Source organism: Caballeronia sp. LjRoot29 (genome assembly GCF_964252755.1).
Classification (GTDB): Bacteria; Pseudomonadota; Gammaproteobacteria; order Burkholderiales; family Burkholderiaceae; genus Caballeronia.
In genome coordinates this window covers 307,743-321,795 of record NZ_CAXUPU020000003.1, presented here as the reverse complement: position 1 = coordinate 321,795, position 14,053 = coordinate 307,743, and the positions used below count along the sequence as shown (strand labels likewise).

Annotated in this window: 11 protein-coding genes; 2 read left to right on the top strand and 9 right to left on the bottom strand. The window is 61.5% G+C overall.

Going from position 1 to position 14,053, the window contains the following annotated elements; translation table 11 throughout:
• The first annotated feature begins 155 nt into the window (after nucleotides 1–155).
• Together ACSQ83_RS05495 and ACSQ83_RS05490 are read left to right on the top strand one after the other, a co-directional pair.
• Entirely contained in the window at nucleotides 156–836 is a 681-nt protein-coding gene (locus ACSQ83_RS05495) for an ABC transporter ATP-binding protein (RefSeq protein WP_436227447.1), read from the top strand.
• Nucleotides 833–1,645 (top strand): ABC transporter permease, encoded by an 813-nt coding sequence (locus ACSQ83_RS05490; protein ID WP_414952028.1) that lies wholly within the window; start codon nucleotides 833–835, stop codon nucleotides 1,643–1,645. Before ACSQ83_RS05495 ends, ACSQ83_RS05490 begins: the two co-directional genes overlap by 4 nt.
• Before the next feature lie 39 nt (nucleotides 1,646–1,684).
• Here ACSQ83_RS05490 and ACSQ83_RS05485 read toward each other — a convergent pair whose 3' ends face one another.
• The 9 genes from ACSQ83_RS05485 to ACSQ83_RS05445 all read right to left on the bottom strand — a co-directional run bounded on the left by ACSQ83_RS05485 (nucleotide 1,685) and on the right by ACSQ83_RS05445 (nucleotide 14,026).
• Complete coding sequence (locus tag ACSQ83_RS05485; protein ID WP_436227446.1) at nucleotides 1,685–3,625, bottom strand: response regulator; 1,941 nt, start codon at nucleotides 3,623–3,625, stop codon at nucleotides 1,685–1,687.
• A gap of 139 nt (nucleotides 3,626–3,764) precedes the next feature.
• Nucleotides 3,765–4,229, bottom strand: coding sequence for a response regulator (locus tag ACSQ83_RS05480; RefSeq protein WP_414952030.1), 465 nt, complete (start codon nucleotides 4,227–4,229; stop codon nucleotides 3,765–3,767).
• A 75-nt stretch (nucleotides 4,230–4,304) separates the two neighbouring features.
• Nucleotides 4,305–6,761: an ATP-binding protein gene (locus tag ACSQ83_RS05475; RefSeq protein ID WP_436227445.1), complete on the bottom strand. Its 2,457-nt coding sequence runs from the start codon at nucleotides 6,759–6,761 to the stop codon at nucleotides 4,305–4,307.
• The gene (locus ACSQ83_RS05470; protein WP_436227444.1) at nucleotides 6,758–7,357 is read right to left on the bottom strand and encodes a biliverdin-producing heme oxygenase; all 600 of its coding nucleotides are present in this window, start codon (nucleotides 7,355–7,357) and stop codon (nucleotides 6,758–6,760) included. The genes ACSQ83_RS05475 and ACSQ83_RS05470 overlap by 4 nt, the downstream gene beginning before the upstream one ends.
• A gap of 378 nt (nucleotides 7,358–7,735) precedes the next feature.
• Complete coding sequence (locus ACSQ83_RS05465) at nucleotides 7,736–8,062, bottom strand: hypothetical protein (protein WP_436227443.1); 327 nt, start codon at nucleotides 8,060–8,062, stop codon at nucleotides 7,736–7,738.
• 46 nt (nucleotides 8,063–8,108) lie between these two features.
• Nucleotides 8,109–11,018, bottom strand: a complete 2,910-nt coding sequence (gene ligD / locus ACSQ83_RS05460) for a DNA ligase D (RefSeq protein ID WP_436227442.1) — start codon at nucleotides 11,016–11,018, stop codon at nucleotides 8,109–8,111.
• Nucleotides 11,019–11,085: 67 nt separating this feature from the next.
• On the bottom strand, nucleotides 11,086–12,009 hold the full coding sequence (locus tag ACSQ83_RS05455; protein WP_414952035.1) for a Ku protein: 924 nt from the start codon (nucleotides 12,007–12,009) through the stop codon (nucleotides 11,086–11,088).
• A gap of 232 nt (nucleotides 12,010–12,241) precedes the next feature.
• Entirely contained in the window at nucleotides 12,242–12,826 is a 585-nt protein-coding gene (locus ACSQ83_RS05450) for a DUF6013 family protein (RefSeq protein WP_414952036.1), read from the bottom strand.
• A 183-nt stretch (nucleotides 12,827–13,009) separates the two neighbouring features.
• On the bottom strand, nucleotides 13,010–14,026 hold the full coding sequence (locus ACSQ83_RS05445) for a zinc-binding alcohol dehydrogenase family protein (RefSeq protein WP_414952037.1): 1,017 nt from the start codon (nucleotides 14,024–14,026) through the stop codon (nucleotides 13,010–13,012).
• Nucleotides 14,027–14,053: the final 27 nt, after the last annotated feature.

The window sequence follows — 14,053 nt, the reverse complement described above, 5'->3', positions numbered from 1 at the left end:
ATCGACTGGTTTTACATACCGGTCAGCCCCCGCATGTACGCCGTCCCCGATGCGCATACAGCCATATCCGGACTCAAGTGCAACACACCCGGGATCGCTTGGGCATCGCTGATTTATGATTGCGCTCCGAGACCATTCCCGAGCCTGTCTTCGCCATGTCCACGCCAGCCGACACGCCCCTGATCCGCGCCACAGCGCTCACCCGCCGCGATCCCGTGCGCGGCGTAGTCTTGCTGCATCCCACCACGTTTGCCTTGTCAGGCGGTCAGCGTGCAGTTGTCACCGGCCCGTCGGGGTCGGGCAAGAGCGTGTTCCTGCGTGCGCTTGCCTTGCTCGATCGTGCCGATGACGGCGTGATCCAGTGGCGCGACAAAACCATCACGCGCGCCCGTATTCCCGCGTACCGGCGGCGAATTGCTTATATCGCGCAACGCCCGGCCATGCTCGATGGCAGCGTGGAAGACAACCTGCGTTACCCGTTTTCGCTGAAGGTGTACCAGGACGTACGCTTCGATCGCGAGCGCGTGCTCAGCCTGGCCCGGCGCGCCGGCCGCGAAGCCGATTTCCTCGATAAACGCGCAAGCGAGCTATCGGGCGGCGAAGCGCAGATTGCCGCGTTGATCCGCGTACTGCAAGTGGAGCCCGACGTGCTGCTCCTCGATGAACCGACGGCATCGCTCGACCCCGCTTCCGCGCTCGAAATAGAAGCGCTCGTCGGCGCCTGGTTCGACGAACACCCGGGCGAACGCGCCAGCATTTGGGTGTCGCACGATCCGGCGCAGGCGCAGCGTGTTGGCGAACGCCAGCTCGTGATGACCGCGGGAACCTTGTCATGAGCGGCTATCAGAACCTGAGTCTGCTCGATATCGGGATCGCGGCGGCGCTAATCCTGGTCAACGGGTTGCTATCGATCGCGCTGAAGCTCGACCTGGAGCGCAAGCTGATGTGGGCGGCGGTCCGCACGGTCGTGCAACTGCTTGCCATTGGGTACGTGCTCGGCTGGGTCTTCCAGTTTTCACGCTGGTACGTCGTCTTGCCGCTCATGGCGCTGATGACGCTGATCGCGGGACTGTCGGCATCGAATCGCGGAAGGCGCACGTACGTCGGGCAGCGCGTCGATAGCGTCGTGTCGATCTGGGTCAGTTCGTGGCTGGTGGCCGCCGTGGGATTGTTCGTCGTGATCCGGATTCATCCGTGGTACGAGCCGCAATACGCCATACCGATCCTCGGCATGATCCTCGGCAACACGCTGACGGGGGTATCGCTTGGTATCGAACGGATGACGGAGGAACTGACGGCGGGACGCGGCACGGTAGAGATGTCGCTCGCGCTCGGCGCCACGCGATGGGAAGCGGCTCAGGGACCCGCGCGACAAGCCGTGCGGGCTGGCATGATCCCGACGCTGAACCAGATGACCGTAGTCGGCCTCGTGAGCCTGCCGGGCATGATGACGGGCCAGGTGCTGGCGGGGCAATCGCCGCTGCAGGCGGTCCGCTATCAGATCGTCATCATGTTTTTTATCGCGGCTTCATCGGCTCTGGGAACGGTGGGCGCGGTGTTGCTGACCTACCGGCGGCTGTTCTCGCCGGAACACCGCTTCATGGCGTCGAAGCTCGTGGAACGGGACAAGCCGAAGCGCGGATAAATGAAGCGTGCAAAGCTACTGTTTGGGAAACCCCATGCACTAAGCGCCGCCCGGCCGCCGCGCCAACGCATGAATCAGCGACTCCAGCCGCGCGAAGTCGACCGGCTTGGTCAGGTGATCCAAAAACCCGGCATCGCGGCATCGACGGATATCTTCGTCCATGCCGTATCCCGTGATGGCAACCGACGGTTTGCCGGGTTGCAAGTCAGTCCACGCGCGCGCGACTTCGAGCCCGCTGCCATCGGGCAGTCCGATATCGCTGACCAGCAGATCGAACGTTTCACCCCGCGCCAAAGCCAGCGCTTCCGCGACCGTGGTGGCAACGCCGACCTGATGTCCGAGCAACTCCAGCACCTGCGCCATGGCGGACGAGGTGTATTCGTTGTCCTCGACGAGCAGGACCTTCAGCGACCGCACGATTTCATCGGGGTCCCGCATCGCGCGAGGCGACGTTTCATCTTCCGTCCCCGCCTTGACGAGCGGCAGCGTCAGCGTGAACCGCGCGCCCCTGTCACGCCCATCGCTCTGCGCCGTGAGCGTTCCGCCATGCTTCAACGCAAGCGTACTGGCGATAGCCAGGCCCAGCCCCAATCCGCCGAACGCCCGCGTGATGGAATCGTCGGCTTGTTCGAAGGCCGAGAAGATCCGCGGCAACGCTTCGGCGCTAATCCCGATGCCGCTATCGATGACTGAAATCGCGACAGTCGATACATCGGGATTCCACATCCGCACCGCAATACGGCCGCCCGCCGGCGTGAACTTCACCGCGTTTTTCATCAGGTTCCACACGATCTGCTGCAAGCGCGCGGCATCGCCGAAAACCAAGGTAGAAGTAGCGCCCAAGGTCGTTTCCAGCGTCAGGCCCTTGCCGCGCAGATCCGACTCCGACATATCGAGCGCGCTCGACATCAGCGTCTCCAGCACCACGTTCGCAAAGTTCAGCGACAGCTTGCCGCGCGCGATGCTGGTCAGGTCGAGCAGATCGTCGATCAGCCGCGCTTCGAGCTCCACATTGCGGCGGATCAGTTCGAGCGTCGCCCGGGCATCGGCGGGCAACGCGTGGCGTATCTCCAGCAAACGCACGGCAGCAACGATTGGCGTCAATGGCGTGCGCAGTTCATGCGACAACACCGCCAGGAAGTGATCCTTCGCCCGATTCGCGGTCTCTGCCTGTTCCTTCGCGACGCGCAACGCATCGGCGGCCATGTGCTCTTCGGTGACGTCGCGGATGATCTTCGAGTAGCCGATCAGCTCGCCGTTATCGGCACGAATCGCTGTTGTCACACCCGACGCAAAAAACGAGCGGCCGTCCCGGCGCCAGAGCCAGCGGTCGTCGCTCGCGCTGCCATCAACTTGCGCCGTTTCCAGTTCCTGCGCAAACACATGGGTGTCACGATCTTCCTGACCGTAGAACACTTCGGCCGACCGTCCGACCACATCCTGCGCCGCGAACCCGAGAATTCTCTCCGATGCCGCGTTCCAGGTCCGGATCCGCCCTTCCTGGTCGAGCGTGATGACGGCGTAATCCTTCAGCGCATCCACCAGCAAGCGAAAGTGCGTTTCGGTCTCCCGCAGAGCGCGCTCAACCGCAATCCGCTGCTGGCGCTCGGTGCTTTCCGTCAAGGCGCGCCGCACGACGGCAGGCAGCCGTTGCAGGCGCTGCTTCAGCACATAGTCGGTGGCGCCGCGCTTGAGCATGTCGACGGCATGCTCTTCGCCGAGCACACCCGAGACGAAGATAAACGGCGTATGCGGCACGCGTTCGCGGGCGATCGCCAACGCTTCGACGCCGGAGAACACCGGCATCACGAAGTCCGCGAGGATGACATCGAAGTCGGACGCCTCGAGCGCCGCTATGAAACCCTGCTCCGTATAGACGATTTGCACGTCGACCTTATAGTCGGCGCGTTCAAGCTGCGTCAGGGTCAGTTCCGCGTCGAGCGCGTTGTCTTCTACGAGAAGCAGATGCAAAGGCTGCATGGTCAGGGCACTCAGGCGAGCCGGCACACGCGATACTGCCGGGCAGGTCGCATCGGGCAGCAATACAACGAAGGGACCAGCGGGACCCGGCGGCTACGCCAGGTCCCGTGCAGGGGGAAGACACCAGTGTGCACCAGATTCACTCCGGCGCGAACTGGCGGCGAAGTCGCGTTGATCCGGGCGGCGGCTCGTTGAGCACGGCCCAGAACACGCCGAGATCGGCAATCGCCTGCACAAATTCGTTGAACTCGACCGGCTTCACCACATACGCGTTCACACCGAGCGCGTAGCTGCGCACCAGATCCTGCTCCTCCCGCGACGACGTCAGCATGACCACCGGAATCGCCTTCAGCGCCTCGGTGGAACGGATGGTTTCCAGCACTTCCAGCCCGTCTATTTTCGGCAGCTTCAAGTCGAGCAGGATGACCGCGGGATTGCCTGGATTGCGCTCGTTCCATTCGCCTTCGCAACGCAGGTAATCGATTGCTTCCTGGCCGTCGCGCGCCACGATCACTTCGTTGGCAAGCTGGCTTTTGCCGAGCGCCACGAGGGTTAGTTCGAGATCGCTGGGATTGTCTTCGACAAGCAAAATGGGTTTCAGCATGGTCCGGTATGACGGGTTGAAATAAACGATGGTGAGATCACGGTGGTGAGATCGATTCGGCGCTCAGTTCCGGGTTTAAGGCAGTCCCGGCTTACGCACCCTGCCGGCGGCGGTTTCGTCAGGTTCCGCCCTGAACACCTTAGGCAATGAAAAGTGGAACGCGGCGCCCTCGCCTTCGCGGCCTTCGGCCCAGGTCCTGCCGTCGTGCCGCTCTATGACGCGGCGCACGTTCGCCAAGCCAATGCCGGTGCCGTCGAACTCTTCCGCGCGATGCAGCCGCTGGAACACGCCAAACAGCTTGTTCACGTACTTCATGTTGAACCCGACGCCATTGTCCCGCACGCTGACAATGTACTCATCGGCTGTCGAATTCACCAACAGCTCAATTTTCGCCGATTCTCGCGTACGCGTATATTTCACCGCGTTCGAGAACAGATTGCGCAGCGCGATCTGCAGGAACGCCGGGTCACCGGTTACCGTCGGCATCTCCGGGATAATCCATTCCACCTTCCGGTTCGCTGTCTCGGCGGCAAATTCTTGCGCGACTGATCTCACCAACTGGTTCAGGTCGACGCTCACCGGGCGCAATGCGGCACGGCCCATTTGTGAAAACGTCAGCAAGTCGTCGACAAGCACGCCGGCGAAACGCGCCGACTCGAGCATGTTGTTCAGGAAGCGCTTGCTGCGCTCGGACAGCGTCTCGCCTTCGCTTTCCCGCAGCAAGTCGCCATACCCGGCAATATGTCGCAGCGGTGCGCGCAAATCGTGCGAGACGGAATATGAAAACGCCTCGAGCTCCTTGTTCGCACGACGCAATTCATTCGCGAGTTCCGCCAGTTCTTCGGCGCGGCGCAACACGATATTGAGCATGCCCAGGCGGAATTCGCCGGCAATTTCGAGCTCCACCGGATGCCAGCGCAGCGACCGGTTGCGCACGGTTTCGAGCCAGGGCGCAAAGTCCTTTCGCGGCGCCACGCTGCCGTACTGACTCGACGCCCCTTTGACCGGTTCGCCCGCCCACGTGATCGTGCGCGTTGTTTCAGGACGGAACCAGATGACGTAATTGCGAAAAATCTGTGAGATAGGCACGGCCAGGATGCCGCTCGCGGTGTCCGTGTAATGAGACGCCCGCGGCCACTCTTTCGATAAGGAATCGGTTGCGTAGACACCCGTCGTGCTCGACGCGAGCCACTGCGCCAACGCGAGCACGGTCTGTGCATCGGGAGTGGAGCCCACCAGCGTGGCCTGGCCTTCCACCACGATCGCGGCGCCAGTCGATCCGGCGAAACACAGCAAATCGCCGGGCTTCGATTTAAGAACCGATACGTAGTCGTCTTGCTCAGCCAGCACGGCCATGAGCTGCGACATCGTGCGCCGCAGGCCCAGCAGATAAGCCGTCTCCGCACGCTCTTCCTTCGCCTCGAGCTGCAGCGACAGGAGCTGCCCAAGATGCTCGATCGCGACCCTCACTTCGAACGGCACGAGGCGCGCGTCGTGGTCGTGACAGGAAATCAGGCCCCAGAGCTTGTCGCGCACGACCAGCGACACCGACATCGACGCATGCGTACCCATGTTGCGCATGTACTCGAGATGGATCGGCGAGAAGCTGCGCAGCGCGGCATACGTGAGGTCGGTCGGGCGGCCGGTTGCAGGGTTCACGGGCGGAACGAGCCGCGCGGTTTTTGCGTTCACGTTTGCGACGAGCCGTACGCGCTGTTTCACATATAACGCTCGGGCCTGACGGGGGATATCGGAGGCGGGAAACAACTGATCCAGGAACGACGTGTACCCGTCCTCGATATGCTCCGCCAGCACGTGGCTACGGCCCTCGTCATCGAATTTGTAGATCAGCACGCGGCCGAAACCTGACATTTCGCGCACCTCGCGCACGGCCAGGTTCACGAGTTCGGTCAAGGTCACCACGTCCTGCAGGCTGCGCGTGAAGGTACGCACGAGCGGATACATCGATGCAAATACGTCCGCGGTCGGATGCCGCGCCACTTCGAGTTCGACGATCAGGTTGCCGTCGTGCCGATGCATGGTGATGTCGAGTTCAGGACCGTCCGTTGCCGCGGACAAGTGCTCCTGTGCGGATTCACGCGGGACGAAAAGCGGATTGCTGATCACGCCGAGATATAGAGGCGCTTCGTCGAGCATCGCCGTGGCAGCAGCATGAGCCACGCGTGCAGCAGCAGCCGCGCCGACCACCGTATCCAGCGGTTCGCCCAGCAATTGCTCCAATGGCCTGCCCACGAGCGTGGCGACATTCTCGCTGGCCTGGACGATGGTCAGCGTGCCGGAAAGGCAAAGCAGATAACCATGCGGCTGGATGCCGCCGGGAATGTGGATAGGTTCGGCGTCGCACTGCGCGTTCGTCGCGCCCGCACCGCGCTCCGTGAGGGTCGCGGATGCAGCGAGCGCCGCCTGATCCGCCACCGGGCCCGAGTTCGCACCCGAACTCGACCCGTCGAGATCACTCAACCCGCGCATGGACGCCGTTTGCTGCGACATCGGCTCTGACGCGCTGCTCATGCCGTTGCCCCCCATCCTGTGCGAACCGGGTCGAGCCAGCCGTGCAACCCGTCGAACGTGGCGATCGCAGCTTGCACCGCTTCGTCGTACTGCTCCGGCGGCACGTTCGCGCTCGCGGTCTCGCGAAACGCGTTCCACATGCTGCCCGTCCGCAATCCATAAGCTTCGAAATAAGCGTTGCCGGCACCGCTTGGTAGGCCGAGCACTGTCGCGACGTGCGGCGCGATGAAACGCCCCCCGAGCGTGGAGCCTTCCATCACGTACATGGAGCCGAAGACATGGCCGATGCTGTCCATCGCAGGCAACTGTTCAACTTTTGTGACCCCGTTCGCGCGATTGATATCGCTCGTCAGGTGCGCCAGGTCCGACTCAAGCATCGGCGCTTTGCGGCGCCCTTCGAAAAAATCGTGCAGATGGGCGGGCATGGAGGCCGCGGCCGCGTCCTCCCACGGTGCGACGTATCCGTAAAAGCCTTCGAGCAAGGCCACATAGTCCTCGCGCAACCACTCACGGCGCATCAGGTCCAGTGCGTTTTCCAGCCGTTCATGACACTCGGCAGTTTCGTTTTTCAGGCGGGACAGAAGATCGTATTGCATGATCCGTTTATCAGGTTTTGCCGCTGGGTTGTCGGACCCGAAGTCAGATACCGGATCAGGGAAGCCATGGCGGACTTGGCGTGCGGTTTTGCGGCAATTCAGGTGGCTGCGACTTGGGCTTCCACGTGACTACGGCCGGCGGGACATCAAAGCTATCGAACACGCTCGGGCCCGCTTCGAACTTCGCGCCGGATCGGCATGGATTACCGATACACAACTCAGCTCGCACGCAAAAATGGTAGAAACAACTGCAGCGGATGGCGCGAACGCCTTTCCCAGCTTGGCTCGCACCGGTTCGTGCGCGCATTCCAATACCGCGCGCCCATTCTACGCAAGAGGCGCTTTGTTGACCACGGGCAGCAAAGCGGCAGCGCCGCATCACCGCTCGCGCTTACGGCCTTGATCCGTCGGTGAACCCGTTTGCGTGCGTTCCCGCGTGCGCTCCTGATACTCCGCGCCGCCGCGGCGATCCGTGTCTTGCAAACCACGCTCCAGGTCTTCGTGAGCCTGCTCTCCGACCTCACGCGGTTCGTCTTCCTGTTGCGACTCAGGGCTCTGATCGGCTTCATGCGGCAGCGGCACGTCTGCGCCGTCATCGTGTTTTTGCTGCGCCGGATGCTTGCTTTCGAGTTCACGTCCGTCCTGCGCCGGACCCTGACGCGTGGCGCTGGCAGCGTCGTGCGATGTCTTGCCTTGCTTCGTCATTGCAACCTCGTTGTGTTGATCGTGATGCGGTGATCTTCCCCTTCGTTCACTCGAGATCAAGCCGCTTCTTCATGGCAGCAGTGATGCGTTGCCGTGTTTTCGCGTATTGGCTCCACGGATCGGTTTTAAGCGCGTCCAGGCGCTCATGCAGGTTGCCGATGTTCCACTGATCGCCGCTCGTAGTGGCATCGAGTTCATCCCATCCGATAGGAACCGACGCCCCCATGCCCGGGCGCGCGCGAAGCGAAAATGCGGCGACCGTGCTCGAGCCCCGGTTGTTGCGCAAGTAGTCGACGAAGATCTTGTCCCGCCGATTCTGCTTGCCCATCTTCGCGGAAAAATACTTGGGCAGCGTGCTGGCCATGTGCTGCGCGACCGCCTGCGAGAATCCCTTCACCTCGTCCCAGCCGGCTTGCGGTGTAAGCGGCACGACCACATGCAAGCCCTTGCCGCCGCTCGTCTTGCAAAACGATTCAAGCCCGAGTTCCATCAGCAACTCATGCGTCAGGCGCGCGGCCTCCTGCATCCGGCCCCAGCCGAGCCCTTCGCCTGGATCAAGATCGAAGACCATGCGGTCGGGCTTCTCAAGTTTGGCCGCGAGCGCATTCCAGGTGTGCATCTCGATCGTGCCCATTTGCGCCGCGCCCACGAGTGCGCCGACGTTTTCTATCGTGATGAGCGCGGGATGGCCAGGGTCGATACCCGGATGTTGCTTCACATTCGGAATGGTCAGCTTTTCGCTGTGCTTCTGAAAGAACAACTCGCCGCCGATATCCTCCGGCGCACGCACCAGCGACACCGGCCGGTCTTTGAGATGCGGCAACATCCATGGCGCGACGGCCTCGTAGTAAAGCGCGAGATCGAGCTTGCGAGTGCCTGCCGATGGATCGATCACACGATCGGGATGACTGATCTTTACGCCCGCTACAAGCTCGGTACCAGCTGGACTGCGCGCCGTCTTTTTAGCGGCGGCATTCCTTGCGGTTTTTGCTGAAGGCGTCGCTGATTGACTGGCAGGTTTCGACGGATCGGTTGTCTTCGACAACGTTTTTTTCGTCGCCGCTTTCACCGCGCGCGTCGCTTTGGCGGCACTCTTGGCCGCTGTCTTCTTCGCTGGTTTCTTGTCCTGATCGTTGTCATCGTCCAATGCGACCTCCTTCGTCGATTTCGGCACTTCCTTGACGATTTCCCGCGCCGGCTTGTCGTCCCTCAGGCTCACGAACGATGCTTGCCGCACGATCCGCTCCGACGTCCACTCAGCGAAATTGCATTCAGCGACCAGTTCCGGCTTGACCCAATGCACCGGCGTGCGGCTGCGTTCTTTGGGCGCGCTGGCGAAGGGCATGGTCTTGACTTCGCGTGCATCGAGTTGCTTTTTGACCGCGCGCAGAGTCGATGCATCGAAGCCGCTGCCCACGCGACCCGCGTATTGCAGCTTGCCGTTCGCGTCGTACACGCCGAGCAATAACGCGCCAAACTGCCCGCGACTACCCGTCGGCTCCGAATACCCGCCGACCACGAACTCCTGCCGGCGCCGGCATTTAAGCTTGATCCATGCGCTGCTTCGCCCCGGCGTATAAGTGCTGTCGCGCCGTTTGCCGATGATCCCCTCCAGCGCCATGTCGCAAGCGCTCTTCAAAAGATCATCGACGCTGAATTCGAAGTCGGCGGAGAAGCGCAGCGCGTCGTCATCGACCGGTTCCAGCAGCGCTTTCAAAATCGCTCTCCGCTGCACCAGCGGCACGCCACGCAGGTCGTAACCGTTAAGGTAAGGGATATCGAAGAAATAGACAGCGATGTCCTGTGGGCGATTGGCATCGAAGGCGTTCTGCAGTTTCTGGAAGCTGGGCAGGTCGTTGTCGTCGAGCACGACCGCCTCGCCGTCGAGCCACGCGCTATCCACATCGAGCTGGTTCAACGCGTTGACCTGGCGGCTGAACTTGTCGGTCCAGTCATGGCCGTTGCGCGTGAAGACCTGCGTGGATTTTGCCTTCGATGCAGCCTGCCGATCGATGCGCACGAGAACCCGATAACCATCGAACTTGATTTCATACGACCAGTCATCGCTCGATGGCGCCGTGTCCACGAGCGTCGCAAGTTGAGGTTTCATGGCAGCAGGAAGCTTCGCACGCACCGCGTCCTGGATCGCAGGGTTCTCGGCGAGTGTGCGAAGCGATTCGTCGCTCCGGTTCGCCACGATATCCGGACGCGGACGCTCAGGGCTCTTGCCTTGATCCTTCACAGCGGGTCGCTTTGGCGGCGGCGCGGATTTCGTTGCTTTGCTGGTCGTTGCGCTCGCCTTGGCAGCGGTCTTTCGCTCGGTCCTTTCGCGTATTTCACCGCTCTTCGTGCGCGCGCCGAGCGAGTCGCTCATCACGCTGCCCGGTTGCTTCAGCAGTACGTCGTAATCGGCCTCGTTGCGCGCTTCGTCGTCGCGTTCCTTGATCAGCAGCCACTGCTCTTTGTCGCTATTGCCACGCATGTTGCTGCGTACGAGCGTCCAGCCGCCGTGCAGTTTTTCACCGTGCAGGATGAACTTGAGCTTGCCCTTTGCGTACGTTTCACGAGCTTCATCAATCGTGCCGGCCTGCGGCTCCCACGTCCCTCGATCCCACACGATCACACTGCCCGCGCCGTAATTTCCCTCGGGGATACTGCCTTCGAACGAGCCGTAATCGACGGGATGATCTTCCACATGCACGGCCAGCCGTTTCACCGACGGATCGAGACTCGGCCCCTTCGGTACAGCCCAGGATTTCAGCGTGCCGTCGAGTTCGAGACGAAAATCGTAATGAAGACGCCGTGCATCGTGTTCCTGGATAACGAACGAAAGCGCGCTCGCCTGAGCCTTCTTCGACGCACGCCGGACCTTGGCCTTGTCAGCCGCCTGGCCGGAAGGCTCGGGCGTCTGGTTGAAGCGCCTCATGCGCTGATAGGTGTCGAGTTTATCGGCCATTAGCGGATCGCTTTTCGTAATGCGTTCAGATGAGGTCTAACGCGTGATTCAGCGCACGACGACCGCCTTATGCGCGTTTGCGCCGCGTCGTTGTCTTGCGTGCCGGTTTAGACGCGGGTTCGGGCGCATCAGCCTCGGCGTCGGCCGTGTCATCCTCGGCGCTGCTGGCAGTTTTAGCGCCGCGTTTCGTCGGCTTACCCTTCTTCAAGCTGCGCTTCAAGAGTTCGGACAAGTCGAGGATCTCCGCCGATGCCTTGCGCGGCGTGCCCTCTTCCACCTCCGACACTTCCTCCGTATTGCCTTCCTTCACCTTCTTGTTGACGAGCGCCATGATGTCTTCACGGAACGTGTCGTGATAGTCGTGCGGGTTCCATGTATCGCTCATGTCATCGATCAATCGCTGCGCCATCTCCAGCTCTTTCGGCGACACCCCCGCCTTCTTCGAGTTTTCGTCCGGGAACTTGAAGTCATCGAACTCGCGCACTTCATCGGCCCAGCGCAGCGTATTGAGCGCGAGCGCCGGACCCACCGGAATCAACGCGGCGAGATGCTGTTTGTTGTGCAGCACCACGTTAGCTATCCCGACCTTTCCCGACGCCTTCAACGCATCGCGCAACAACGCATACACTTTCTCGCCCTTGCGATCGGGCGCGAGGTAATACGGGGTATCGAGGGAAAGAAACGAGATTTCGGGCGCTTCGACGAACGCGAGGATGTCCACGGTTTGCGTCGATTCCGGATTAGCCGAACGGATCTCGGCATCGCTCATCACGACGTATTTGCCTTTCTCGTACTCGAAGCCACGAACGATGTTGTCGCGCGTGACGTCTTTACCCGTGTTCTTGTTGAATTGCTTATAGCCGATGGGGTCCATCGAGCGCTTGTCGAGCAGGTTAAAGCCGACCTTCTCCGACTGCGTGGCCGGATACAGCTGCACGGGGACGTGAACCAGCCCAAAGCTGATCGCGCCTTTCCAGATCATGTGTGGCATCGCGAATGACCTTTTCGAAAGCCGCTCTGACGGCGTGACAGGACGAACGGCAACAACGATTAGCACGCGCCGATAGACGCATGATCGTTATCGGGTTGCAGAAAACGTGCCAGATGGGACAAGCGCGCCGGCTAGAGCGGGCGCTTATGTGAGCAAGCGGATGCGAGCAAACCGCACGACCTTGTACGCAAGGTGCAAGTCGCCGGCCTTGCTAACCTCGCCGGGCGAGACCTTATTTCCGGCTCGCGCTGATCGTGAGTTTTGTGCCGTCGCTGAGCGTGATGTCTTTGCCGGCGCCGCCGGTGGGCATCGTGAAATGGACCATCTGGCTAAAGAAGTTATCGGTAGGACATTGAAGCTTTTTTCCGCCCACGATAACCGCCGAGGCCGGGCGCGGCGCGTGGCCCTGGAAGCTCAACTGGACATCGGCGTCCCCGCTGCTCGCGACCACCGCCGCGAAACGGATCTTCACCTGACGCACCGTCGTGCCGCTTGCGTTGCGGATTGCATCCACGTCCGGACACGCATCCGGAACATTCAGCGAACCACCGGCAGGCTTGCTTTGCCAGGTGAAGTCATCGGTCTGGCCCGAGCGGATCGTGCGCGTTTCCTGCGCGCTGCCCCAGTTCTTCGACGCCATCTTCACCGTGTATTTGATCGGCCCGTCGTAGGCGACTTCCGACAGCACCTTGATGCTGGGAGTCGCATGAGCGGCTGGTTCAACCACGCAAGCCAGCAGCGCAATCGCGGCGCTTGCGGCAATCACACGAGTTTGCGAAGACCAGCCAACCTGAATAAAACCCGAACGATCGATCATGCGAAAACCCCTCCGTTTGCATCCGTCACGCCAGGAAACCAGCAACAGCGCCGGGGTGGCCGCGCCGTGCGTGTGGCGCGATCAGTCTAGCGCGACGCGCACCACGGGTTTCTCATGGGAAACCCGTGGCGCGCATGCGGCCTGCAACGAATTCGCCGATCGTAACGCTCAACGAATGGCCAATCAGAAACCGGTCAGCACCAGTTTTCCAATCGCACGCCCTTCTTCCAAAAGGCGGTGCGCTTCGCGCAGGTTCGTCGCATTGATCTTGCCGAGGTCACGGCCGAGCGTCGTCTTGATCGTGCCTGCGTCGATCAGTCGCGCCACTTCGGTCAGCAGCTTATGTTGTTCGATCATGTCGGGCGTGCCGAACATCGAGCGCGTGAACATGAACTCCCAATGGAACGCGGCGCTTTTCGCTTTCAGCAATTCAACGGCAATCGGCTTGGCGTTTTCGACGATCGTACAGATGCCCCCTTGCGGTGCAATGACAGCGGCAGCGGCCGGAAAATGTTTGTCCGTGTCGTTGAAGATCAGCACGTAGTCGACTTGCTCGAAGCCCGCGTCCTTCAGTTGCTTCGGCATGTCGCCGAAGTGATCGACTATATGGTCCGCGCCCAGCTCGGTCGCCCACTTCGCCGACTCCGGCCGCGATGCCGTCGCGATCACCTTCAGCTTCGCGACTTTTTTCGCGAGCTGGATACCGATCGAACCCACTCCGCCGGCGCCGCCCACGATCAGCACGGACTTGCCCGCGTCGTGCCCTTCCGCCGATACCCCCAGCCGGTCGAACAGGGCTTCCCATGCGGTAATCGTCGTGAGCGGCAAGGCCGCTGCGTGCGAGAAGTCGAGCGAGCCAGGCTTCACGCCAACGATACGTTCATCGACCAGATGGAACTCGCTGTTCGTACCCGGCCGCGTGATGCTGCCGGCATAAAAGACGGGATCGCCCACTTTGAACAGCGTCACGTCCGGGCCGACCGCTTCGACCACGCCCGATGCGTCCCAGCCCAGCACGCGCGGCGTTTCCTCGACCTTGTCCTTTGGCGCACGCACTTTTGTATCGACGGGGTTCACGCCGATCGCTTCAATCTTTACCAGCAAGTCGCGGCCGGCCGGCGTGGGTTTGTCCATTTCCACATCCATCAACGATTCCGGGTTTGAGATGGGCAGGTAACGGGTCAGGGCAATGGCTTTCATGGAATAGCTCCTTAGGGTGGTTCAAGC

What these genes read in the sequence shown, in the direction of transcription:
- ACSQ83_RS05495 (WP_436227447.1), top strand. Translation starts at nt 156, where the DNA reads ATGTCCACGCCAGCCGACACGCCCCTGATCCGCGCCACAGCGCTCACC.
- ACSQ83_RS05490 (WP_414952028.1), top strand. Translation starts at nt 833, where the DNA reads ATGAGCGGCTATCAGAACCTGAGTCTGCTCGATATCGGGATCGCGGCG.
- ACSQ83_RS05485 (WP_436227446.1), bottom strand. Translation starts at nt 3,625, where the DNA reads ATGCAGCCTTTGCATCTGCTTCTCGTAGAAGACAACGCGCTCGACGCG.
- ACSQ83_RS05480 (WP_414952030.1), bottom strand. Translation starts at nt 4,229, where the DNA reads ATGCTGAAACCCATTTTGCTTGTCGAAGACAATCCCAGCGATCTCGAA.
- ACSQ83_RS05475 (WP_436227445.1), bottom strand. Translation starts at nt 6,761, where the DNA reads ATGAGCAGCGCGTCAGAGCCGATGTCGCAGCAAACGGCGTCCATGCGC.
- ACSQ83_RS05470 (WP_436227444.1), bottom strand. Translation starts at nt 7,357, where the DNA reads ATGCAATACGATCTTCTGTCCCGCCTGAAAAACGAAACTGCCGAGTGT.
- ACSQ83_RS05465 (WP_436227443.1), bottom strand. Translation starts at nt 8,062, where the DNA reads ATGACGAAGCAAGGCAAGACATCGCACGACGCTGCCAGCGCCACGCGT.
- ligD (WP_436227442.1), bottom strand. Translation starts at nt 11,018, where the DNA reads ATGGCCGATAAACTCGACACCTATCAGCGCATGAGGCGCTTCAACCAG.
- ACSQ83_RS05455 (WP_414952035.1), bottom strand. Translation starts at nt 12,009, where the DNA reads ATGCCACACATGATCTGGAAAGGCGCGATCAGCTTTGGGCTGGTTCAC.
- ACSQ83_RS05450 (WP_414952036.1), bottom strand. Translation starts at nt 12,826, where the DNA reads ATGATCGATCGTTCGGGTTTTATTCAGGTTGGCTGGTCTTCGCAAACT.
- ACSQ83_RS05445 (WP_414952037.1), bottom strand. Translation starts at nt 14,026, where the DNA reads ATGAAAGCCATTGCCCTGACCCGTTACCTGCCCATCTCAAACCCGGAA.